Origin of the sequence: Methylosinus sp. PW1 (genome assembly GCF_000745215.1) — a bacterium.
In the GTDB taxonomy this organism is placed as follows: domain Bacteria; phylum Pseudomonadota; class Alphaproteobacteria; order Rhizobiales; family Beijerinckiaceae; genus Methylosinus.
The window spans coordinates 948200-969476 of record NZ_JQNK01000009.1; the positions used below are offsets into that span (position 1 = coordinate 948200).

At 60.8% G+C, this 21277-nt stretch carries 36 protein-coding genes; 12 read left to right on the forward strand and 24 right to left on the reverse strand.

What is annotated here, in order from left to right:
• The 17 genes from K369_RS13885 to K369_RS13965 form a co-directional block, all read right to left on the reverse strand.
• Positions 1-348 (reverse strand): hypothetical protein, encoded by a 348-nt coding sequence (locus tag K369_RS13885; protein ID WP_051949288.1) that lies wholly within the window; start codon positions 346-348, stop codon positions 1-3.
• 76 nt (positions 349-424) lie between these two features.
• Positions 425-1924 carry a hypothetical protein gene (locus K369_RS13890; RefSeq protein WP_156967900.1) on the reverse strand — a complete coding sequence of 500 codons (1500 nt, stop codon included), beginning with the start codon at positions 1922-1924 and terminating at the stop codon, positions 425-427.
• Positions 1925-2112: 188 nt separating this feature from the next.
• Positions 2113-2883, reverse strand: coding sequence for a hypothetical protein (locus K369_RS13895; protein WP_036291962.1), 771 nt, complete (start codon positions 2881-2883; stop codon positions 2113-2115).
• Positions 2884-2965: 82 nt separating this feature from the next.
• Positions 2966-3265 (reverse strand): hypothetical protein, encoded by a 300-nt coding sequence (locus K369_RS13900; protein ID WP_036291964.1) that lies wholly within the window; start codon positions 3263-3265, stop codon positions 2966-2968.
• 12 nt (positions 3266-3277) lie between these two features.
• Positions 3278-3502: a hypothetical protein gene (locus tag K369_RS13905; protein WP_036291966.1), complete on the reverse strand. Its 225-nt coding sequence runs from the start codon at positions 3500-3502 to the stop codon at positions 3278-3280.
• Between the two features lie 50 nt (positions 3503-3552).
• Positions 3553-3900 carry a DUF6634 family protein gene (locus tag K369_RS13910; RefSeq protein ID WP_051949289.1) on the reverse strand — a complete coding sequence of 116 codons (348 nt, stop codon included), beginning with the start codon at positions 3898-3900 and terminating at the stop codon, positions 3553-3555.
• Between the two features lies 1 nt (position 3901).
• Positions 3902-4207 carry a hypothetical protein gene (locus tag K369_RS13915; protein ID WP_036291968.1) on the reverse strand — a complete coding sequence of 102 codons (306 nt, stop codon included), beginning with the start codon at positions 4205-4207 and terminating at the stop codon, positions 3902-3904.
• Positions 4208-4227: 20 nt separating this feature from the next.
• Positions 4228-4554: a hypothetical protein gene (locus K369_RS13920; RefSeq protein ID WP_156967901.1), complete on the reverse strand. Its 327-nt coding sequence runs from the start codon at positions 4552-4554 to the stop codon at positions 4228-4230.
• A 19-nt stretch (positions 4555-4573) separates the two neighbouring features.
• On the reverse strand, positions 4574-4903 hold the full coding sequence (locus tag K369_RS13925; RefSeq protein ID WP_156967902.1) for a hypothetical protein: 330 nt from the start codon (positions 4901-4903) through the stop codon (positions 4574-4576).
• The gene (locus tag K369_RS13930; protein WP_036291974.1) at positions 4860-5396 is read right to left on the reverse strand and encodes a hypothetical protein; all 537 of its coding nucleotides are present in this window, start codon (positions 5394-5396) and stop codon (positions 4860-4862) included. Before K369_RS13930 ends, K369_RS13925 begins: the two co-directional genes overlap by 44 nt.
• A 31-nt stretch (positions 5397-5427) precedes the next feature.
• Positions 5428-5976: a hypothetical protein gene (locus K369_RS13935; protein WP_036291976.1), complete on the reverse strand. Its 549-nt coding sequence runs from the start codon at positions 5974-5976 to the stop codon at positions 5428-5430.
• A gap of 92 nt (positions 5977-6068) precedes the next feature.
• Entirely contained in the window at positions 6069-6413 is a 345-nt protein-coding gene (locus tag K369_RS13940) for a hypothetical protein (protein WP_156967903.1), read from the reverse strand.
• A 12-nt stretch (positions 6414-6425) separates the two neighbouring features.
• Positions 6426-6842 (reverse strand): hypothetical protein, encoded by a 417-nt coding sequence (locus K369_RS13945; protein WP_051949290.1) that lies wholly within the window; start codon positions 6840-6842, stop codon positions 6426-6428.
• Between the two features lie 96 nt (positions 6843-6938).
• Positions 6939-7187 carry a hypothetical protein gene (locus K369_RS13950; RefSeq protein ID WP_036291979.1) on the reverse strand — a complete coding sequence of 83 codons (249 nt, stop codon included), beginning with the start codon at positions 7185-7187 and terminating at the stop codon, positions 6939-6941.
• Positions 7188-7189: 2 nt separating this feature from the next.
• Complete coding sequence (locus K369_RS13955) at positions 7190-7939, reverse strand: GcrA family cell cycle regulator (protein ID WP_036291981.1); 750 nt, start codon at positions 7937-7939, stop codon at positions 7190-7192.
• Between the two features lie 11 nt (positions 7940-7950).
• A complete protein-coding gene (locus K369_RS13960; protein ID WP_036291983.1) occupies positions 7951-8658 on the reverse strand; it encodes a 3'-5' exonuclease in 708 nt (235 codons plus the stop codon).
• A gap of 3 nt (positions 8659-8661) precedes the next feature.
• Complete coding sequence (locus K369_RS13965) at positions 8662-8925, reverse strand: hypothetical protein (RefSeq protein ID WP_036291984.1); 264 nt, start codon at positions 8923-8925, stop codon at positions 8662-8664.
• A 299-nt stretch (positions 8926-9224) separates the two neighbouring features.
• Between K369_RS13965 and K369_RS13970 the strand changes: the two genes are divergently transcribed.
• The 6 genes from K369_RS13970 (at position 9225) to K369_RS13995 (ending at position 12322) form a co-directional block, all read left to right on the forward strand.
• Positions 9225-9515, forward strand: a complete 291-nt coding sequence (locus K369_RS13970; protein ID WP_036291986.1) for a hypothetical protein — start codon at positions 9225-9227, stop codon at positions 9513-9515.
• Between the two features lie 37 nt (positions 9516-9552).
• Positions 9553-10122, forward strand: coding sequence for a hypothetical protein (locus tag K369_RS13975; RefSeq protein ID WP_156967905.1), 570 nt, complete (start codon positions 9553-9555; stop codon positions 10120-10122).
• 147 nt (positions 10123-10269) lie between these two features.
• Positions 10270-10530 (forward strand): hypothetical protein, encoded by a 261-nt coding sequence (locus K369_RS13980; RefSeq protein WP_198033122.1) that lies wholly within the window; start codon positions 10270-10272, stop codon positions 10528-10530.
• Between the two features lie 10 nt (positions 10531-10540).
• Complete coding sequence (locus tag K369_RS13985; protein WP_036291991.1) at positions 10541-11203, forward strand: hypothetical protein; 663 nt, start codon at positions 10541-10543, stop codon at positions 11201-11203.
• Complete coding sequence (locus K369_RS13990; protein WP_036291993.1) at positions 11203-11547, forward strand: hypothetical protein; 345 nt, start codon at positions 11203-11205, stop codon at positions 11545-11547. Before K369_RS13985 ends, K369_RS13990 begins: the two co-directional genes overlap by 1 nt.
• A gap of 88 nt (positions 11548-11635) precedes the next feature.
• On the forward strand, positions 11636-12322 hold the full coding sequence (locus tag K369_RS13995; RefSeq protein ID WP_036291995.1) for a hypothetical protein: 687 nt from the start codon (positions 11636-11638) through the stop codon (positions 12320-12322).
• Between the two features lie 46 nt (positions 12323-12368).
• On the opposite strand, the gene K369_RS14000 is transcribed toward K369_RS13995, so the two are convergent.
• The 4 genes from K369_RS14000 to K369_RS14015 form a co-directional block, all read right to left on the reverse strand.
• A complete protein-coding gene (locus K369_RS14000; RefSeq protein WP_036291997.1) occupies positions 12369-12659 on the reverse strand; it encodes a hypothetical protein in 291 nt (96 codons plus the stop codon).
• Between the two features lie 197 nt (positions 12660-12856).
• A complete protein-coding gene (locus K369_RS14005; protein ID WP_036291999.1) occupies positions 12857-13192 on the reverse strand; it encodes a hypothetical protein in 336 nt (111 codons plus the stop codon).
• 395 nt (positions 13193-13587) lie between these two features.
• Entirely contained in the window at positions 13588-15054 is a 1467-nt protein-coding gene (locus tag K369_RS14010) for a hypothetical protein (RefSeq protein WP_036292000.1), read from the reverse strand.
• A 658-nt stretch (positions 15055-15712) separates the two neighbouring features.
• Positions 15713-15943, reverse strand: a complete 231-nt coding sequence (locus tag K369_RS14015) for a hypothetical protein (protein ID WP_156967908.1) — start codon at positions 15941-15943, stop codon at positions 15713-15715.
• On the opposite strand from K369_RS14015, the gene K369_RS26530 reads away from it, so the two are divergent.
• The 5 genes from K369_RS26530 to K369_RS14040 all read left to right on the forward strand — a co-directional run bounded on the left by K369_RS26530 (position 15942) and on the right by K369_RS14040 (position 18880).
• Positions 15942-16181, forward strand: a complete 240-nt coding sequence (locus K369_RS26530) for a hypothetical protein (RefSeq protein ID WP_156967909.1) — start codon at positions 15942-15944, stop codon at positions 16179-16181. The genes K369_RS14015 and K369_RS26530 overlap by 2 nt on opposite strands.
• A gap of 356 nt (positions 16182-16537) precedes the next feature.
• Positions 16538-16963 carry a GcrA family cell cycle regulator gene (locus tag K369_RS25605; RefSeq protein WP_084570678.1) on the forward strand — a complete coding sequence of 142 codons (426 nt, stop codon included), beginning with the start codon at positions 16538-16540 and terminating at the stop codon, positions 16961-16963.
• Positions 16964-17175: 212 nt separating this feature from the next.
• Positions 17176-17799: a hypothetical protein gene (locus tag K369_RS14030; RefSeq protein ID WP_156967910.1), complete on the forward strand. Its 624-nt coding sequence runs from the start codon at positions 17176-17178 to the stop codon at positions 17797-17799.
• A 29-nt stretch (positions 17800-17828) separates the two neighbouring features.
• Positions 17829-18242, forward strand: coding sequence for a hypothetical protein (locus tag K369_RS14035; protein WP_156967911.1), 414 nt, complete (start codon positions 17829-17831; stop codon positions 18240-18242).
• A gap of 134 nt (positions 18243-18376) precedes the next feature.
• Positions 18377-18880: a hypothetical protein gene (locus K369_RS14040; RefSeq protein ID WP_036292013.1), complete on the forward strand. Its 504-nt coding sequence runs from the start codon at positions 18377-18379 to the stop codon at positions 18878-18880.
• A 145-nt stretch (positions 18881-19025) separates the two neighbouring features.
• Here the strand turns inward: K369_RS14040 and K369_RS14045 are convergent, their stop codons facing one another.
• The 3 genes from K369_RS14045 to K369_RS14055 all read right to left on the reverse strand — a co-directional run bounded on the left by K369_RS14045 (position 19026) and on the right by K369_RS14055 (position 20747).
• On the reverse strand, positions 19026-19577 hold the full coding sequence (locus K369_RS14045) for a hypothetical protein (protein WP_036292015.1): 552 nt from the start codon (positions 19575-19577) through the stop codon (positions 19026-19028).
• Between the two features lie 130 nt (positions 19578-19707).
• Positions 19708-19992: a hypothetical protein gene (locus tag K369_RS14050; protein WP_036292017.1), complete on the reverse strand. Its 285-nt coding sequence runs from the start codon at positions 19990-19992 to the stop codon at positions 19708-19710.
• 41 nt (positions 19993-20033) lie between these two features.
• Positions 20034-20747: a hypothetical protein gene (locus K369_RS14055; protein WP_156967912.1), complete on the reverse strand. Its 714-nt coding sequence runs from the start codon at positions 20745-20747 to the stop codon at positions 20034-20036.
• 51 nt (positions 20748-20798) lie between these two features.
• Between K369_RS14055 and K369_RS14060 the strand changes: the two genes are divergently transcribed.
• Entirely contained in the window at positions 20799-21245 is a 447-nt protein-coding gene (locus K369_RS14060) for a hypothetical protein (protein ID WP_156967913.1), read from the forward strand.
• Positions 21246-21277 lie beyond the last annotated feature (32 nt).

Below are 21277 nucleotides of genomic sequence, written 5' to 3' on the forward strand. Positions count from 1 at the left end.
TCAGCCCTCCGCCTTCGCCCGATCCAGCCGCTCGATCTCCGCGATGAGCATAGCGACGCCATCGACGAGTTTTTCGCGGGCGGTAGGAGACGCCGAGTAGTGCGACTCCCCCATCGCGCGCTGGATGCGAGCAATGGCCGCGCGTGCGATCTCGCCGTCCACATGCTCGTCGTCGTGTTCGGCGTCGTAGCCCTTGGTGATCTGACGGCGGCGTTCGTCGAGGACGTCGCGTTCCGCGTTCGACAGCACCTGCATCGACGCCGGCCCGAGGTCGAGAACGACTTCCTCGTTGACACGCTTCGGGGAGGTCTTTTTTTCCAGAATGAAATACCGATGCGTCTTGCTCATGATCGATGTCCTCGGACGGAATCCCGGTCCGTTCCCGGCGACCCCATGCCGCCGGGCTGTATTTCGTCAGCGTGGATCAGAGGACGGCTATGCCGTGCACGCTCAGGGATCTCAGCGCGCCGATACGGTCCGCGAAGCCCTTCGTCACCGCGAGGTCATACGGCTCTTCGAGTCCGTCGAAGCCCGCCTTCAGGCGAATGACGGTCTTCCCGAGCGGATCGTAGACGACGGCCTCGACGCGATCCTGGATATCGACGATTCGACGGACCGCCAGCTCCTGCGACGACGAAATGTGTTCGACGCGGGCCGCCGCCTCGGCATTTCGATTCCGCAACAGCGCGACGTCGGCGACATGCCCCGTGATCTCCTCGCGCAGCTTGGAGATCACGTGATCCTTTTCTGCGACCAGGGATTCGAGACGCCAGATTTCCTCTTGCCGAGCGAGCGTTGACGCCTGCTCCGTCTTCAGATGCGCCCGCAGCGACTCCGTTTCGTCGCGGACCTGCGCCTTCGATGCCCGCTCCTCTTTCAGATTGCGCTCCAGCACGTCGATCGTCGCGTTGGCGCCGAGAATGGTGTCGGCCTTGTCCTTGATCTGCACTTCTTGGTTCCGGACGAGTTCCACTTGATTCTGGATGTATCCCAGAACAGACTCTAGACGCGTAAACGGAGTAAACGTACGGAGCGCCTCGGAAGCGTCCCAAAGGAAATTTTCGATAGCGACGGATGCCGACGAAACCTTTTGCGTCGTGAGTTCTCTGATCTGCGCTTCCAGATCGCGAACTTTCATCGTCAGTTTGAAGTTCAGGCCGTTCTGCTCGCGGATGCACGCCACTTGCGTCGCGAACCATTTCGTCGCCGCCTCGAGGTCCGGAATGTCGCGTCCGCCGAGTTTCTTTACGTCGGCGAGGAAGGTGGAGACGGCATTCTTGAGTTCCGCCGCCTCGTTGCGCTTCCGAATGTCTTCGGCGCCCGAAAGGAAGTTCGCGAAGGAATTCCCCCATCCCGCGAGTTTCTTCTCCAAGTCGGCGATCTTATCCGCAGCCTCGCGCCGTTCGCGGTCCGACCGTTCCTTCTCGCGATCCAGGCCGAAATCCAGGGCGACGCGGACACCGGAGTTCGTCAGAAACGAATAACCGCCCCGTCTTTCCACCCATCCCCTTTCGACCGCTATCAGACGATCGGTCTGGGATGCGATGCCGTCATCGGAAGTCGGGCCATCGAGGAATAGTTGCCGCAGCGTGGCGTAGCCGCGATGCTTTCCGGAGTCGTCCCCTCCGTCCCCGCCGCTTCCAGCAGGCACCGCCCTCCCAGGCGCGAAGGCTTCGGAGACCTTCTCGGCGCCGTTGTTCTCGTTGTCGTCGGGATAAAGCCGGGTGACGGGGACGGCCTCGTTGTCGTTCGTGATCTTCAGCCATTCACCGGGATTCGTCACATCCACAGATCGAACCGCCGTGACGCGATCGACGAAGTTCGTCGTGACGACATACCCCGCGCCGCCGCTTTTATGCCGCACGATATCGCCGACTTCGAGTTCCTTGAGACTCGTCAGCGCTACTTCATTCTTCCTCGCCATCGTCTTCCCTTCCAAGAACACAAAAGGAGTTGGACGCCCGTAAATCATGCATAACGGAACACGGGCCGCCGCGACGGACGGCCGATGAATCAAGCGGTGAATACGAAGTGATTCGTCGTCAAGAGTCGGACTTCGTGTCGATTGCCCGGCAGCCACCGTCGCCGGGCAATCGTGAATTCGACACGGTTTCAGTGGTCGCGTTCGGCTGACCAAAGATCCATGATGGAAGACGCGAAGCCGGTCGGAATCAGAATTTTCCGAGGAATCCCGGAGAACTCGATCTCCCCTGCGATACCTGGAGACGCATTGATGGATGTAATCTGCCTTGTGACGGCCCGAACCTTTTCGAGAAGCCGGTCGAAGTTCTTCTGACGCCCGTCGCGGGCCGCCGTCATGTCGGCGAGGTCGAATTCCAGACGCTCGATCTCGGCGTCCTTCTTCGCAAGCACCTGCTCGAGCGCCTTCGATATGACCTTCCGGAGTGTATAGCCCTGCGCGGTGTCGTGGAGTTCGACCTTCAGCTTCGAGATCTCGGTGTCCTTCGCATTGAGATCGCGCTTCAGATCGGCGATCTCCCGGTCGCGAGCCGCGATATTCCTCACCAGATTTGCACGCTCGAGGGATTTCTCGTCGAGCCGCGCTCCGAGATTCCGATTATTCTCCTCCAGCTCCGCGATCCTCGCGACGACGCCTTCGCCGACCTCGAGGATATCCGCCTCCGATTTGACGGTGGGGCTGCCAGACACGGCGCTTACTATTACCCTGGGATCGGCATAGTGCTCGTCGTCGATCCAGTTGATCGACGCAGCCGAGCCGTCGTGCGTCTCGCTTCCTTGGATCTGCAATCCCGGCGCGATCTCCTCGACCGGCACGCCGATGCTGTGCGCGAGATGCGCGGCTACGAAGGAAACGTATTTCTTCGCCGTGAATGCCGGGTTTTCCTTGATGTCGATGCTCATCGAGCTTTCCTTCCGAACGCGAGTTAATCGGGACGCGCAACAAACCATTCGGATTGAGAGGTGAATCGAGAGCGATTCGCCGTCAAGCCGCCTTGCTCTCGGGATTCCCGACGCCTCTCGCCGGCGCGCCTTCCCTTTGCAGTTCGCGCAGCAGCGAGAACATCCAGGAATCGATCTCCGTCCATCCATGCTGGATTTCACGGTTCATTATCGTCGTCAGATCGTCGGCGAACTCATGCTCGCGCCCGGCCTCGAATTCGAGGATCTTCCGGCCTTCCTGGTCCTTCCAGATCTCTCGGAACCGCGAAAGCGGCACGATGATCGCCAGCGCCTGCTCATCCGTGTCGCCGGCATAGTCGATGATTTCGGCTTTGATGCTCATGTCTTTGGCCCTTCAGTGCTTGACGCCCGGCGCCGGCTTCGCAGCGAATCCGCGACTTCCGTATTCCAACCCGACTTCGAGTGCGCCGAGCACCAGCGTGTCCAGTCCGCCGCGCAGGGCATCATGGATGACGCGCATTTCGTCGTCCGTCACCGGCCGGTTGAATGCGACATGCAGCGTGCGATCATTTTCAGGATCCCGCGACACCCCGACCGCTTTGAGTCTCTCGTTGTCCATTTCGCTTCCTTTCTTCTTCTCCCGGTCGTCCTCACGACATCGGGAATTCCTCACATCTTCAACGTCGGCGATTCCTCGCCTTCGTCTGTCATCGCCATCCGCTGCAAAGCATGCGGCGTCCCGAGCCGATACCAGCGGCTCACCGTCCTCGCGATCCCGGCCTCCGGATCGAGCCAGAGCACGATGCTGGTGCGCGTCAGCCGGCCTTCGCGAATCCGTGGATGGCCGCTGACCACGCCGTAAAGCGAATGGGTGCCGTCTTCCGCAGGATCGCTGACGAGCAGCCAGTCGTCGATGAAGACGGCCTCCGCCAGCGCGGACTCGCCGGGACGCCAGCCGCTGCGAAGACGCTCGACGACATCGAGGGCGTTGGCAATGCGTTCGTTAGGGTCGATCATTTCAGACCGCCTCCGCTTCGTGGACGCTGCCGGGGCGCGAAGCGAATCCGATGGCAATCATGCGAGCCGCCTCGATATCGCCCGCTGTCACGCGCTCCGCCGTCTCGAGCCAGTCCTGCACTTCGCCGTCGTAATCGACGAAATCGCCACGCGACACATGCACGGACAACAGCGCGGTTCCGTCGGCGTCGTAGCGAAATCGGTAGCAGCACTCCACGCGCTCGCCGGAGATCGTGGCGTATGTTCTCGATTGCATGAATGCGTATTCGTCGGTTTCGATTTCGCGGATGTGGATTATCTCGGTCATCTTTGTTTACCCTTTGTTCGTTAGTGCGTTTCGATCTTCTCGATGATCTCGCACGCCGTCTTCATTCGATCGTAGTCGCTGGCTTCGATGACGACCGGAGGCCGCCTGGACGCCGTAGGATCTGGAGTCTCCCAAAGAAATCCCGGCGTCGAATAGCGCAGCGCGTTCTTCGCGCATTCGATATCGCGATAGATCTTCGCCAACCGGTCGCACGCGGCATCCACGGCGCCGATCGGATCTTTTTCGATATCGCGGCGACGATCCGACGCGGATTGCATCAGGCGATCGAAGCGAGCCTGGGCCTCGCGAGCCCGACGGCCGAAATCGTGTTGGATGACTTCTCCCATCGTCGCTATCCCTTCCTCGTCAATGCGCCTGATCGATGATTTCGAGATCGTGGAACGAGCCGCTCTCGACAATTTCGTCGGCGCGTTCCTTCGCTGCCTCACGGGACGTCCAAACGTCCGGAGCCCAGTAGATCCAGAACGCCAGATCCGAATCGACGCCCTGCCATTCTCGGCCACTCCAATGCACGGCCAGCGTCAGCGTCTCGCCATCGTCGCCGCTCTCGTCAGCGGCGGTGATGAACGCGGGATACCAGCCAGGCGCGAATGTCGCCGGAGGAATGTCGATCGACAGGAGCTTCAGGTCTTCAGGAATGAGTGTCATCGCACCGTCCCTCCATTGCCAGATCATTTGCCATCTCTCGTCCGATATCGGTCATGACGACGCGATATTCGATGAGGCCGAGCCTTTGGAGATGGTGCAATGCCGGGGTCGGCGCCGGGCAGACCTTCCCTCCAGAGAGCAGATCCCTATTGTGCGTCAGGACTCCGACGCCGCCGTTGGCTTGAAACCAGCGCAATGCGCGCCGCTGGGGCTCGTCGAGTTTCGCAGCGATCCTTTTCTTGGTCTCTTCGGGACTGAACTTCCGTGGCTTTCTTTCGATGATGCCGAATTTATAGAGGATGTAGTAGATCGCATTATCGGCCACTCCCAACTCGACCGCGATATGCCTTACCCTCATTCCCTCCAAATACATCCGCTTGACGGCTGCACGGTCGAGATCTTTCCTTTGTCGAAAGGTTGGCTCAATTGACTCATCATCGGCACGCGGACGCGACGGCGCGCCCATCTCCGCCATCATGGCGGCGGCGAAATCCCTTTCGGCGTTGACGTTTATTCTCATCGGATCGATCTCCTGATGTTGTATTCAGGCCTCACGCCGTCTCGCCGTTGCGAGCAGCGCGATATGCGAATACTGCGCGCATTCCCGCCTCTGTTCCGTCCCAGCGCGGCGCATTGGGATCGCGGCGCAAAATCTCGGTGAAGCCGACACGCCGCATCCACTCCTCCATGGTCTCTTTCGGCGGCGACGGCGGGACCGGCTGGAGATCGCGATACCGATAGGGAATCGGCTTTTCTTTCGTCGACGGCGGCGGATCGAACGAGGTCAGCGCGGGATCCTTCTCCGGACGGTTCTCCGGTCTCGCCCAGTCCGGGATCACCATCGGCTTCGTCCTGGGCGCGAACAGCTTCTCGAGGTATTCCGGGTATCTTCCCTGGTAGTCCTCCGGATTCGGACCCCTGTCCTCATCGACAGCCACCGGCGCCACGGCCACGGGTTCCGCAACGATCGCCGGCCCCGGCTTTTGAATTATCCTGCGCCGGAACACGAACTTTTTCGGCTTCGGCTTCGGGGCCTCGGCGGCCTCGATTTCGTCGAGCATCGCGACCAGGCCATCGACGAATTCGGAGCGGTTTTCCATAATTTGTTCCTTTCATGAATGGTTTTTCGCGGATCGTCGATTTCATGAACGTTTTTCGACGGCCATGAATGAATTTCGACGCCGATGGCGTTTCATGAATGCTTTTTGACGCGCATGAACGCTTTTCGACGAGCCCGGATCTTGATCTCCTGGCGCATTTCCAGCGGCCATGTGACGACCGACAGCGCGAGTGAGAGTCCGAATCCGACGAGCGTCGCGATCTCGACCACGCGCCGTGACAGCCACGGAATCTGCGCGACGGCTTCATCGACAGTCGCCGAAATGAATTCGTCGCGATGCGGATCCCGCAGCGCTTCGATGGCGATCGACGACGCGTAGAGTATCCCGATCGCGAGATAGATTTTGACGAGGAGTTCCATTTCGATATCTCCTGACGATGTTTCTCCGGCGGCACGATCGCCGCCGGTGTCTTCCACGATCGTCGTCGATCAGTTGCGCGCCGCGCCGACCGGAATCTCGATCTCGTCCGCGGCGGCGGTCTGTTCGGTCCACCACTCGAACTGCCAGGATTCGACCCAGTGCGGCACGATCCGATCGTTGCTGATGTGCAGGACGCGGAGGTCGAGGCGCTGGCCAAACGTGTTCGAACCAGGCGCGCCGACGAACGCGAATTCCGCCTTGCTCGAATCTTTCGTCTCGATGACGACATGCGGATCCCCGGCGCCCTTCACATCCGAGTCCTTGCGAGGCGTGACGATGTCGCCGATCCTGAACAGGTTGCCGACGGCATATCGTTCCCCAGCTTCCCGCAGTCTCGCAATCGCGGCCTCCGGCAGGATGCTCGGCGACGTGGATTTGTTCGCGCCGGCGAGGTTGCGGAGGAATTCTTCGAATCCGTTTTCCATTGCGTTTTCCTTTCGATCTTCGATTTCACGGCGGGACATCCGTCCCCTTGGATCACGCCGGCGAGGGAGAGCCCCTGGCGTCGAATGTCCTCGTCATCATGCGGCTTCCTTCTTTTCGACCGCCGCGAACATTCCCTCGAAATTGCCGATCGGCGCGTATCCGTAGTGCGCGGCCACCCGAATGAATTCGAAGTCGTGGGCATCCGGCGACCTGAGCGATCGCGTGACGTTGCTGACGCCGATTCTCTTTGCGATCACGGATTTCGAGCCTTTCGGCATCGCCTCGACTTCTGCGAGAATCTTCGCGGCCAGCCTTCTTTTGGAAATCGTCTTTCCCCACCGCATGATCAGTGTCCTCCCCTGGCGCTGTCCGGCACGTAGGCGACCAGCTTGTGGTGCGCGCAGTAGCTGCGCCCGACGACCGGATGACCGCAGCAGGTCACGCCGAACGGGATGACGACCGCCTCGGGCTCGACAACGGGATCGGGCTCGACGACCGCCGATTCCTTCGCCTGCGCTTCTTGTTCCGCGACATCGTCGATGATTTCGGCGAACAGCGGCATGGCGCGGGCCTTCCGCTTCGCCTTTTTCTTCGGCGTCTTCGGCGGCGTCGGCGTCTCGATTGCGTCGTCGATCCACGCGCACTGGACCGACGTCCTCTCGACGAACGGGATCCGCAGCGACGTCGGGGCGTCCATGACGACGGATTTCGGGATGGCCTTCTCCGGCGTTGACGACGCCCTGAGACTCCGGTCGAACAAGGGCAGTCCACTGACCATGGCCGCCATCCGCTTCGACTGGACGCGCCTCGCGATTCCGGCGTCACGCGGCCCGGCGCCCTTCCCGCGTCTCGGCCTCTGCGGGCACGCTTCCTGACCGAGCGTCAATCGTTTGGCGGACCGCACATCCTGCCCGAGCCTCACTTCCTGCTTGGGAGGCACCCACGCGACGCCTTTATCGCGAAGCCTCTTCAGCTTTCCGAGCACCGCGCTGCGCGGCATATCCAGCATCCGCCCCATCGCGCTGTAGGACATGCCGCCAGCGACGACGAGGGACTGGAGCCTCGATTCTCTTTCCATCGTCCACGATATCGTCATGACCGATCTCCTCACGCAGCGGTGTAGAGCGAGGCCGACATGCGGCGATGGATGAGACGCGCCTTCTCTACGTCGTCGGCGCAGTAGAGCGCGGCTCGCACGGGATCGGTCGCCCAGAGCCCCGCGAACTTGCTGCCGTCCAGGCCTTCGTATTTTCCGCCGATGCCAAGAGCTCTGGACAGCTTGTCGAGGCTGACGCGGTCGTGCGTACCGGCCCAGGCGATCATCGTATCGAACACGTTGTCGTCCCATGCGCGTGGTGCGATCGGAAACCAGCGCGGGATCTTCAATCCGAGAATGACGGCTCTCTGGACGATGAAGCGAATGTCGAAGTTGACGACGTTGTGCCCGATCACGCGGACGATTGCGTTGCCGTCGAAGAGTTCAAAGAACGATTGCAGCAGCGCTTTTTCGTCGAACGGCGACAGTCCCGGCTTCGTGAAGCGCTCGCCGTCCTTCTCGACCTCGCCGTCCGTGGCCGTCCATGTGGTGACCGGATCGTCGCCGATCGCGAATCCGATGATCGCGAGGCGTCCGAACGCGGCGTCGAGACCGGTTTTCGCGACGGCCTCGGAAGCCTTCTCCGCTTTGTAGTCCGAGATCTTCTGCGGATCCTTGTAATTGCTCGGCGCCTCGATGCTTTCGAGAATGAAGCGCTTCACCGCTTCGTCGTCCGTCGGCAGGGTTTCAACATCGAGATAGAGATTGTGGATCGTCATCGTTCAGTTCCCTTCCCCGACATCGAAGCATTCGATGGCCATTCGCAGCGCCTCGTCGCGCTCGTCTCTCTGATCCCATTCCCGCACGGCTATCCGGAACAAGCCCGCACGGACAGGATCCGTCAGCCTGCGCCGCCCGCCCATGACCGCCCGGATCAGGGCATCCGAGACGCCAAGATCACGTGCAAGAGGACGTCGCCATTCCACTCCGTAGAGCATGGCGCCCAGCGATTTGATTGCTTCGATGTCGGTGTTTCGAGTGTCCATGTCCTCATTCCGCGCACAATTTTCAATGTCGTCAAATTATTTTTTGAAAAATTAACCAAACCTCAAAATGGATGACAAGGTTAGACCCACGTTCTCGCGACGTTCTGAGAACATGCCAATGTTGACACCTTGCGATGATCTTTTTTCATAAAATATGAAAAACTAGATTGACGGACATGAGGAGCGAGCTCACATTGATATCAACGAGCGACGGAGTGCCGCCGATCCCTGGGATCGGAACCATCGGTCGGATGAACGGACGCCCGAAGGGGTGGTGTCTCCAAGGACGGGAGAAAATCATGTCGAAGCTCGAAAAACTCGTCGACCGCGTTGATAACGCGAAGTCCCTGAAGGCGCTCTGCAAGGCGCTCAACGCCCTCTCGATCGAATGCGACGAGCAGGAAATCACGTTGGACGAAGCGGGAGTCGACCTCGATTATCTCCCTGCATTCGGCGACTGCGAGGACTTCCACGATCCGAAGCAGTTCATCACTTGGTCCGCGACGGAACTGCTCAACTACGACTGGAATCTCTCTCCTGGCGAGAAGTTCGCCGTCCTGCCGCGCGAGGATTTCGAACTTCGCGACTGACGCAAGGCCGAAACCTAGGCGGCGCTGGGCGTCGCCGATGGTCGCCGGGGTGGAGCCCCGCCTGACGAAGGCCGTCAGAAACCGATCAAGGAGAACCCCGATGAGATATTCCCCAAATCCATATCTCGTTCGTTTCGACGGTGAACACATCGTTCCGCCGGTAGAGTGGACATCCAAGCAGGCGAAGCGTCTCTATGATGCCGGAGCCGACGGCGAAACCTGCGGCTATGACGGCGACCACCACTGGATCAACCACGCCGTCGGCGGCACGATCCGCATCGCGCTGGCTCCGACGCACCGCGCGGCCTCGAAGTTCGGGACGGATCCGAAATGCGCGGAGGCGCATGCCCGCTGGGAGATCGCCAGAATGCGCGCCGAGGCGGATCGGCTCGAACGCGAACTGAACGCCTATGGCGGCAGCGCTTTCATTGAGAAGCCCTTCCCCGTTCGGTCGCCGAAGAACGGAGCCGACGCCGAGGAATTCCTGTTCGGCCTGATGAAGTCCAAGGCGACCGACATCTTCGTGAACGGCCATCACTTCAAGCGCGATCAGGGCAACGTCTTCCACGAAGTCGTGAAATCGAAGGAGATCGCCAAGGCGGCCTGAAGAACGCGACGACGGAGCCCGCGCCGGACAATCGCGGGACAGGATTTCCACATCCAACGCGTGGTTGCAACGAGTTCACCAGGGAGAGACACGATGTTCCAACTCATTGTCGCGGTCGTCTCGATCGCACTCGTCGCCGCCATAGCCGTGGCGACGCTCTACTACGGCGGATCGGCTTTTTCCGCGTCGTCCTCGAAAATCGATGTGATCGCCGAAATGCGGCGCGCCGATGAAGCCAGGATGGCTGCGGTCCTCGGCGAGCGCGAACGCCCCGCGCCCGTGCTGACGTGCCCGGCGCCGCTGCCGATCATCGAGACATCCGCATTCGCCGTAGTCGCCGAAACGTTCGCCGCCGGCGTCCTGATCGGATCGGCTGCCGCCGCTTCCATCCTTCGCCGCATCGCCTGAGGAGATCCAGATGCCCTACCTCATCGAAGAAAGATACGGCAACGCGAGGGTGATCCGTTCCTTCGCCTTCGCCACACGCTCGGACGCCGACGCTTTCATAGAGAGCGCGATTCTGTATCTCGACTCCATGCGCGGTCTTCCCGGCGCCGCCGAAATTCGCGCCAAGTCGTCGTTCCGCGTCCTTGACGCCGCGCTGCATCCGGAGATCAAACATTTCCTGATGACCGTGGACATGGCCTTCGAATCCTGGTGCGGCGCATGGCGCACGGACGCCGTCCGCAAGACCACGTTGCTGTTTCCGCCGTCGATCGAGGCTATCATTCGACGCATTCCGGAAGTCCTGCGTGGGCGTCGGATCGATCTCGACGTCGGACCGGTGGCCTACATAATCGACGGAAAACCCGATAACTACGGCGTCTCGATAGCCGTGGGGCACATCTACGATCACGACTCTGTGAAGCATTACAGCCGCCCCAAGGACGGCTCGCCGCTGCTGGAGGTCGTCACGCCGCACAACGTCTTCATGGTCGGGACGCCTGATTTGACGCCGGCGTCGCAGTGGATACAAGACGGCCTGATGACGCGCTGCATCCGCAGTCATCTGATGCCTTTGAAAGGACGCCGCGGCGGCTATGAAAAGATCGAGAAAAGCCAACTGCAAAGGGTCGTCTGATGGGCACGGAATATATCACTGAAGAAGAGCTCCTGAAGCTCCTCGACAGGCTCGCGGACGATCTGACGCTGGACCGGCTGTCGAAGCTGACGGGATCCGGGCTGTCGACCGTCCACGCGGTTCTGCACGGCGACCTCAAGATGAATGACCGTATCGCCGGCGCGCTCGGATATCGACGCGTGAGAGTCTGGGAGAAGATCCCAGGCTTCGACGGCTCCGCGCTGATCGACGCGGCGGGGGCGGCTCGGTCGGAAGCCGAAGTGCTGGCGTATCTCGAGTTGGAGCGCCGGGCGGAACAGACGATACGAGACCAATTGAAGCCGAAGAAGAAGAAGAAGGTGTGAGCGACTCTTTCTTCTTTCTTGGCTGCATGTGAATTTGAATTCGACGATGCGTGGTTGAGAGTATCGACGTAATCGAGGAGGACGACACATGCTTGGAAGAATTCTCGCGGCGATCGGTCGCGCAATGAGAAGCATCGGCAGTGGGATTTGGGAGCCGCTGGAATTCACCTGGGGCGCGGCGACGCACGTCTGGGACGACGTCGGGGACTATGTGAAGGCTCCGTTCCGTGCGGCCGGCGCCGTCGCGGGAACCGCAGCGAAAGCGACGGTCGGAATGGTTGCCCTTCCATTCGAGGCCATCGGCGCCGGCATGGCGGCCGGGCAGCAGACGTCGTCGACTCCTGCCGTCGCTGCGGCGACCCGGCGAGTCGGCGAACTGGAGCAGGCCGCTGCGGATCGCGAGGCGAGGCGCGTCGCCCGCGAGGCTGCAAGACCGGTCCCGGCATGGAAGGTCGCCATCGCCGCGTCGAAGGCCGTCCTTGCCGGCGAGACGCCGGAGCCGGCGGCGTCGCGTCATCTTCCGTTCGAGCAGCGGGCCTGGATCGGCATGATGGATCGTCGGCAGGCGATAATCGTCCGCAACGCGGATCCGATGGACCTCTACAGATTTTTCGCGGGCACGGGCGAGATCGACGGCTTGAAGCGGCTGACGGCGGAGCAGATCGCCGAAGTCCAAAAGGGCTACGAGAAGGCGGCGAAGATCATGCGGACGGAGAAAAGGATCCCGACGCCTGAGGACGTCGCCGACGACGACACGGTTTCCTGCAAGATCTGACGCCGACGCCGGAAACGAGAAAGCCCCCGACGCCGGGGGCTTTTTTTTATGCCGACTTGCGACCGTCCCTTCGTCGCTTGGCCGAGGCGATGGCCATCGCGAAGGCGTCGTCGTCGGCAGCGGCACGGGATTCGTCCTCCCGGTCGGCGGCGACAATGCGATCGAAGGCGCGCTGGGCGCGGGCTTCGAGCCGGTCGAGTTCACGAAGGGCATGGAGATCGCGAATCTCGCGCTCATACGCCTCGCGCTGATCGCGTGCGCCGAGGGCCAAGCCCATCGCCAATCCCCAATTGTCGTTGCGTCCGCCGTTCCACATCGTGTCGTCCTCCGTCTTCATTCAGCTATAGCAGCACGAAATTGAGGAAATACCAGGCCGTTCCGGATAATTTTCCGGATCGGCGCCGAGGTGTCAACATTGGGGAAAGCCGCACCAAATTTTCTCATGCGGCTCGCTCGCGAAGATTGGAATCGTCCGACGCCAAGGTGTCAACATTGGTTTTTTCGAACGCCGTCTCCTTCCGGTCCCATCACATATTAGGAGACATCCAGCTTCCTCGGCGTCGCCAGCAGGCCGTCCCAGGATCCGTCGCCGACGCGGTGGAGGACGCGGGCGATCTGTTTCCTGCTCTCCCGTGCGTATCCCGCCTCTTCCAACATCCGCAGCGCGATTTCGACGACCTCGCCGATTTCCGACTTTCGGCGCCACGCCAGCCTGACATCCGATTCATGTCTGTCGCGCAGGACGACGCCGATCGCCCGGACGAGGAAACTGTCGATGACGCGGGGATCCGCCAGCCCCGCCTCGGCGTCCCTTTCGCGTTTCAGTCTCTGCCGTCCGCGATCCGATCTCTTTCTCGTTTCATTGCTCATCGAAAATCCCTCCGATTCCCAACCGGTGAAGGGAATTCATGAAAATCGCAATGCGGATTCGTCACGTGAGGCGTCATGCCAAACCGTCATGGCGTCCCCCCATTACCTGCTGCCATTGAAACCTTTTTATCCGCCGCGGTAACGGAAATATCCGCGGGACTCGTGACGCCCGGAAACGCCCCTATTTTCGATTTTTCGTCCGCCGTCACGAAAACCGAACCGTCAGGATGGCCCGTAGGACGCCTCGGAGCGATCGACTGGATGAATATGACTTCCTGAAATTAGAGGCGCGCCTTGAGGCATCCAGACGCGTTTTATAGGCATTGGCCTTTTCGAGAGTTATCGCAACTACACCGCAACTCGTGGAGTAGTCGCGAAAACCCTCGAATTCGGCGTCACCACCCCTGCCGGTCGTCCTCGTCGTCCTCATCGTCGTCGATATCGAAGGCCTTGCGGCGCGCCTCCTCGAACATTTTGTCGAAGTGCGGGTCGTATTGGAGGATCGGATGAAACGGCTGCGGGATCGTGTAGCGCGGGACGACGACGCCTTCCCTTTCGAGCCGGTCGAACCATTCGTCCTCGCTGATTTTGAAAAGGTGCGGCTGCTGGATGCGCTCGAAATTTCTCAACACGAAATCGTAGTCCGGCTCCGTCGTCGGATCCGGAAACATGTCGGCGCCGCGGCTGCGGGTGATGGGACCGCATGCCCTCCACCGCTCGTCGCGCTCGTCGTCGGTCTCGCCCGCCCGGCGAGTCCATGCGTCGGGAGACGCCTTGCGCGAAGCCTTCGATGCCGGCTTGGGCGACGGAGGTGCGCTCTTCGGCGCCGGTTCCGGAGACGGCTGTACGGGCGCCGCCGACGACAGGGGTTGCAGGCGTCTTGGACGGCTGTAAGACGTCCGCTTCGTGGTGGCGACCGGCGGCGCGGTCGGCGTCTCCACGGCGGCGGGTGCGGGTTCAAGGATCGGCGTCGCCTCAATCGAATCCGCCGCGCCCGGCTTTTGGAGGCGACGGGGACGGACGGAGGACGCAGCGACCGGAGCGGGCGTCTCGGACGGCGCCGCAACGACTGCCCTCCTGATCCTGGGCGGCCTCTTCTTCGTCGCCCGATCCTCCATTCTGATCGTCGGCAGCCCTTCGTGCCGCCAGCGGATCTTGAACGTCGTCAGGCGGCGCCCGTCGGCGACCCATCTTGACGATACGGCAATGCCGGCCGACGCAAGATCGTTTTCGACGGTTTTGAAGATCACGTTGAAATAGCCGGCGCGGAATTTTTGCATTTCCAGCCCGAGCAGCTCCGCCACCTCGTCGCGTGCGATGGTGACGATCCTCGCCCCGTCCTCGTCGTCCACGCGCAGCGGCGCCAGCGACGGATAGTAGGTCCACGCCAGCAGCCGCAGATAGACGGGGACGCTGTAGACGGTCCTGAAGCCCGCGACGGTCCGGATATCGACATGCAGCGGCTTGACGCGGGGATTGTCGATGCTTTCCGGATGCGCCTCGCGGATGTCGTCGGGGGCGATCTTGAATGACACCTTCTCGGGATCCCGGTTGTCGAAGTAGGCTCCGACGATGCAGAACGATTCCTCCAACCGCCCGCACATCGGTTCGACGGCCCGCCGATGATCGTGCCCCGACCACTTCAGAAGCTCCGAATTGTCGGTTTCGACCCACACGTCGTCCTCGATCTCCGCCGGGTCGACACACAAGATGTTGTGTTTTCCGTAGGCCGCCAACATGACGGCGAGATCCTTAGCCGTGACCTCGAAGCCGGCGCGAGCCGCGTTCTCCGGCATTTTGTAACGCGCCAGCCAGCCGGGATTGAAATCGAACCGAACCGTTGTTTTTTCAGGATTTTCCATTTTGCCGGCCCCGCCATGATACAGCAATGCCGGTATATTATACGGCAATACCGGTTCAAACAAGCCGAAAGTGGCGGAAATCCTGTATTGTACGGCAATGCCGGTTGATTGGCGGCTACCGGCATTGCCTTACGATCACCGGTATTGCCTGTCCATACCGGCATTGCCTTTTCACCACTTTTTTCTGTGGAATTGTCCAAAAGCCATATGGGACGCCGCATTCGCGGCTTTTGCCGGGAGGGAATGGTAAGGCAATGCCGGCTATATAGTACTTATAAGAATCTTGATATCTTAAAGAATATAAGATTCACGCGGGATTCCATTCCTGCAATCTAAAAACGGTAGATCCATGGTTGGGCGGCGCCGACCCCTTCCGCACCGGCCTCCAAAAGGCATATGCCGCGAAAAACGATTCTTTGGCCCATAGGCGTGATTTCAGGTGGCCGCCACGGGGAATTCCGCTCTGAAGTGGCTGGAGGCATTTCTAGGCCTATCCAGACGCTTTTTCGACGGGGTGGCAAAATTCGGAATTCCGGGCGATGGACAGGCAATGCCGTTTTCGGCCGACCTACTACATATAGTATTCCGCCCCTCAGACGGCCCCATCGATCCGGTCGGCGCCCGAGGCCGATTTTCCCGTCCTTGAGGTGCGCGAAAGTCATGACCGTTCCCTGCCGGCGCCCTGCCCTGTCGCCGTCCCTCGGCGCGCCCGCGCCCGATCGCGCAGCCTGGCGGCGAGCCGTCCCTCCTGCTCCTCGATCAGAGCCGTCGGAACGCCGAGTTCGATGAAGCGCGCAAGCCGCCGCGCCGACCACTGGAGGAGGACGAGCGATCTCTCCTCCGCCGGTATCGCGGCGATCACGCGCTCGACATCCGCGGCGACGCGCATGACGGCGCCCTCGAAATCATTTTTGAAATCGTCGATCCCGATCACATTCGAATCCTCCCAAGGTGCAAGCGAACCGGCGCCGAAAAAAGCGGAAGCGAAAAATCCCGCCGCCCCGCTTGACGTTCGCACCGGCATGACTCAGGATTCCAATGTCGCCGCGGATCACCAGTCCCGGCGCGTCATCGTCCTGGCCATCGAGGCGGCACCCTCGATGGCCTTCTTTTTTTTGCGATGTTAACGATTTGAAAAATTGCGCTTTGAATTTTCGCGCCGCGGATTCATTCGTCGAAATTGTCGAGCCCTTCCGAGTGGAGTCGACGAGTGGGTGGCGTACCCGGCGGCTTGGAAACTCGCCGCCGGGGGAGTTTCAGGCAAACACGTGCCGGCAATCGAGAACGCATACAAATCGCATCTTATCGCGGTGATCCGTGAATTCGCACGGGGCTATGACCGCACGATTGCGACGGTGCTTCTCAAGAGCCCCGTGCGGAACGCGCACCTCCTGAAGCGGCTCGAAGCCGGAGGCGACATCACGCTTCGCAGTTACGACCGCGCAATCGAATATTTCTCGGAACATTGGCCACCCGGCGTCGAATGGCCGCGCATGCCGAAAATCGTGCACGTCGTCCCGAGAGAAGATCTCGACATAACGCCGCCGCCGGTTCCCCGTCCCAGGAATCCGAATCTCGATCCGGAAATCCTCATCGTCCAGTCGCAACGCGCCAGGGGCGGAAGGACGTTGAAGCGCCGTCCTCGCCACACGCCCGAAAAGGAGACGTGAGGATGGAAGCACCCGTCGTCGCCCCGGAGGATTTCAAGCGCGATCTCGCAAAGCGGCTTCAAAACCATTTCGCGTTCCGCGCCGACGCGATCGGAATCGAAGAGCTCGCTACCGGCCGCTGCGCGTGGCCGCTCGGAGAATCGGGAACGGAGGAGTTCGGCTATTGCGGCGCCGCGACCTCCAATGGCCGGACATATTGCGCGCACCATCATGGCGTCGCCTATAGGAAACCCGCATGATAACGGATGGCGGTCTTCGAATAGAACTCCTGTCCGATCGCGTCCACGCGCGCATCGACGGCGTGCAGCGACGGATAGGAAATCCCGCGTGGCGGATTCTGTCCGCGCTCGACGAGGACTGGCCGCTTCCGCTGAAGACGACGGAAATCGCCGAAGCTTGCGACGTGAAAACCAAGGTATTCGCGAAATTCGTCGATTATGCGAGGGAGACTTTGACGCCTCTCGGCATCACGCTGCACTACGAACGCGCCACCGGCTACGACTTGCACGGCGTCGAGGATCTCTCGCACGCGGACGACGAGACGAACGATATCGACCTGGAGGACGACGCCGAGGACGCCGTCTGCATCGACGCCTGCGACGCGCATCTTCAGGATCTTCGTGCCGACAGCATCGTCACAAGGCTGGAAGCCGCGGCGGCCGACGGGACGGAAGTCGTTCTGGAGACCTCGTTCGCCAGGGACTTCATCGCCCACCTCGCCGAGCGCGACGCCGCAGCGGCGGCCCTTCTCGAAAAAATCGGGAGACTCGAACGCGAAGCGGCGTCTCTGCGAGACCGGCTGGCGCGGGCGTTGGACGGCGACGCCTATCGCTGGATCGAGGCGATCGAGATGGACGAGGAAGCCCGCGCCGACGATGCCGAGGCGCGCCGTCTCGCCGATATCGAGGCCGCACTGCGCGAGGAAGCCGACGCGAAAATCGAGGAGGTCAAGACCGCGACGGAGACGAGCCTGCGGGCCGAATTCTCGCGGACGATGGCGACGAAGCTCTCCGAGGCCAAGGCCGCGATGACCCGGCTGCTTTCGGGATTCGGGGAATCCGACGAGGCCGCGTGAGCCGTCGTCGAAAAATGAAGGAGATCATCATGGCGGAAATCAAGGTGAACATCTCGGGCCCGGTCGGCTCCGGAAAGACGGCGCTGGCGTTCGAAATCGAGAAGGCGCTGCTTGCGATCGGCGTCCCGGTGAGGTTCGATGACGAGCAGGAGATGGCGGCGGAACGCGGAGTCGTCGAGCCGCTGCCGAACTACGGCGCGTCCGTCGTCATCGAGGAGGCCGTCGTCGATATCGAAGCGGATCGCCGGGCGCAGGAGGCCATCGACGACGACCCGGCATCCGCTTTGGGTCTCGCGGTCGAGGAGGTCGCCGGCCTGTGCGGATTCCAGGTCGATCTTTGGGAGGCTTCCGACACGCAGATCAGGGTGACGCTCGGAGCGATTCCGCCGTCGGCGCCGACGGGAACGATACCGGGGCCTAACGGTCTCATTCGGCTGTCGTGAGGCGTCCAGCTATCCGTCGGACGCGTGGCGGCGAATCTCGTCCGACGGTAGCGTGAATAAGAAGTCCATGCGCGGAGTCATGACTCATCGCCTCTCAAACTGGACATAAATCTCGGAAGACGTGGAAAAACGGGATGACCGCGAAGGGAAAGAAGGCAAAAAAGCCTGGCAGGTCCGAGGCGAACCGTCCTCGGAATCCACATACTCGCACCCGGTTTGTTCCGACCGATAAGGACATCCATCAGGTCGAGGCGCTCGCGCAGGTCGGGACTCCGGACATCGAGATCGCGGAATTCATCGGCCTCGACGTGAAGACGTTGAAAAAATATTTCGCGAAGGAGCTGAAGGCGAAGTCGGTCGTCGATCAGCAGATCAATCGTCGTCTTGTGCAGATCGCCAGCAAGCCGGCCACCTTCAAGCGCGGACGGGACGGGAAATACATCCACGACGAGAACGGCAAGCTGATCGAGGAATGGGTCGATCCCTCTCAGATGCGCGCCATCGAATTCTGGAACAACATCGTCATGCAACGGGCGGCGAGAAACAAGATCGAGATCGCCGGCAAGGACGGGGCGCCGCTGGAAAACGGCGCGCAAACGGTCATCGTTTTACCGTCGAACAACAGGGAGTCCTCATGACCACTGCAAGCCGCCTTCCCTGGAACGACGCCGCGAGCTGATGTTGCGGCGTGCGTCCCTGCGGCGCATAGTCCGGACAGCTCAACCACCAGCCGCCGGCGTAAGCGTGGAGTGAGTTCCGGGCCCGCTTCGGCGGGTCCAGCCTTTATTGGCCGCCCTTGCCGACGTAGACGGGATTGCCCACGCTGGTCGCCCTTTTAGCCTCCAGAGCTCTCAGGCTGTTCGCCAACGCCCTCGGCGTATTCGTAAGCCCGAGCACCTCCGCCGTTTTCAGGTCGACTCCGAAAATGTCATGGAGCTTTTCCGTAGCCCACGTCGCGCAATTGTGCGTCAATCGCCATCCGGTGAATTTTCCGAGCGCCATGACGGCTCGCGATTGCTGGCCTTTGTAAAGGCCGTAGTATCTGGATGCGTTCGCGACGTAATGCAGCCTGCGCTCCAGATCGAATTCGACCTCGAATTTTTCGGCGAATTTATCGGTGATGCCCGAATTGTGCAGGATATTTCCGGGATCCCTCACGACATGTCGAGGAAATCCGTTTGTTTGGACCTGCCACAGTCCGATCGTGTTGGACCGTCCGTTTGTATAGTGCATGCTCAGCCATGCATGCCCCCACGTGAGATCGACGGCGCCGGCGGGACGATAGTCGCCTTCCTTCGCATTGTGCCCGGCATGGACACCGATTACGCTAAGCATAGGAATTCCCTTTAATATATTGCATGCGCGACGCGGCTTCGATGATGAAGTCTAACAAATCCGTCGTCTTTGGCCAGAGCGCGGGTTGCCTCTCATCGCACGAGCCGACGACGTCGCGGTCGGTCGCAGATCAGTCCCTCTTCGTCTTCGGGCGCCCGAGACGTCTCTTCGTTGGGTCCGCCGGCGGCAGGTCGCCGGGATCGACGACGGGCGCCGCGCTGCGGATGTAGGCGATTTCGAGTCCGACTGCGTGGGCGAGCTTTTCACTGAGCGGGACGGCGCCGTCGCAGACTTGCGTGATCATGCCGGGCGTGACGCCGATGGCCTTGGCGAATTTCGAGCGGCCCATTCGGTCGGCGAAGTCCGTGAACAGGGCGACGGCCTGTTCGCGTGTGAGGATTTCGGGTTTCTTCATTCGGGGTTCCTTTGAGTTTTTCTCTGTGAGTCGGCCTGCGGTCACACGGAGGCCTTTTCGAATTCCTCGAGCGGCATGATCTTTGTGCCGATGCCGCCGATGACGAGTGTGGAAATCCCGTTCTCGTCGTAGCAATCCACGGCTCTGAAGCCTGCGGCGCGGGCGAGTAATCCGCGAATGCGCTGGATTTCGAATCCGAGACTTCCGGCGTCGAAGGCTTGCGCGCCGACGAGGATTTCCTCGAATATTCCGCCGTATTCGCAGTCGTCGCCGCCGAAATAAATTTCGATCGAGTTGGCGTCGTCGGTTTCGAGAGCCCAGCGGCGCAGCATATTCAGCACTTCGGCCCGCTCGTTCTCGTCGATGTCGTATTCGTCGAGCGCGTCGAGATCGATTTCGCCGGCGATGACCTCGTCGATCCGCTCGCGAGACAGACGCTCCGTAATATCTCCGTGCCGGCAGATCTCGCTGTCGTCGAGCGAGACGATGTGCAGATGCTCGCCGTAGCCGTGATTGACGCATCCGGGGTTGTAGTCGAGCGTGAAGATTCCACCGAAGATGCCCGTCTCGGTGATCCCGTCGATGTGGGCTTTGCTCGAACCGTGGATCAGATGCATCGTCGCCATGTTCCGTCTCCCTGCACCGCGCCTTCCATTGATACATTTATAGCAATCGCTAAAAACAAAGTCAACATCTTTTTTTAGCGATTGATAAAAATAATTTCGAGGCCTCGAAAAATCCCTTTGAATTTTCACGGCGCCGCTTCACCGGTCGAATCGTCGAACGCATCGACCGGGAGAACGGACATGACGGAAATCATCAATCGCCCCACGAATCCCCAGGGAGACAAGGATCTCGCGAACGGCTGGTATTGGCTGGCGATCGGCATCGGCAACAAGGAGAAGCGGCCCGTCGAATTGAAGGACGGCGTCTGGCAGTGGGGATATGCCGGCGGCGGATTTCCGAAGACCTGTGTTTTCGTGCTGTCGAGAGTCGAAGACCCCGAGGATGCCGTCGAGGCCGGCTACTATTGGGGGCGGTTCCGTTCGGACGAGCCGTCCGACCTCGCATGGATTTTCGATGTCTCCGAAAGCGGACAAGTTCGGTGGAATGACAACATCTACAATCTCAGCGAAATCGAGATCGTCTGCCGCGTGCCGACGCCTGGCGATCTGGCGGAATTGGAAAGGCTGGCGAAGGCGCGCGAGCCGGGTTCGACGGACTTGCCATTGTCCGTCGAACCCGGACTCTAAAATTCCGCTTTGAATTTTCTGATCGCGGATTC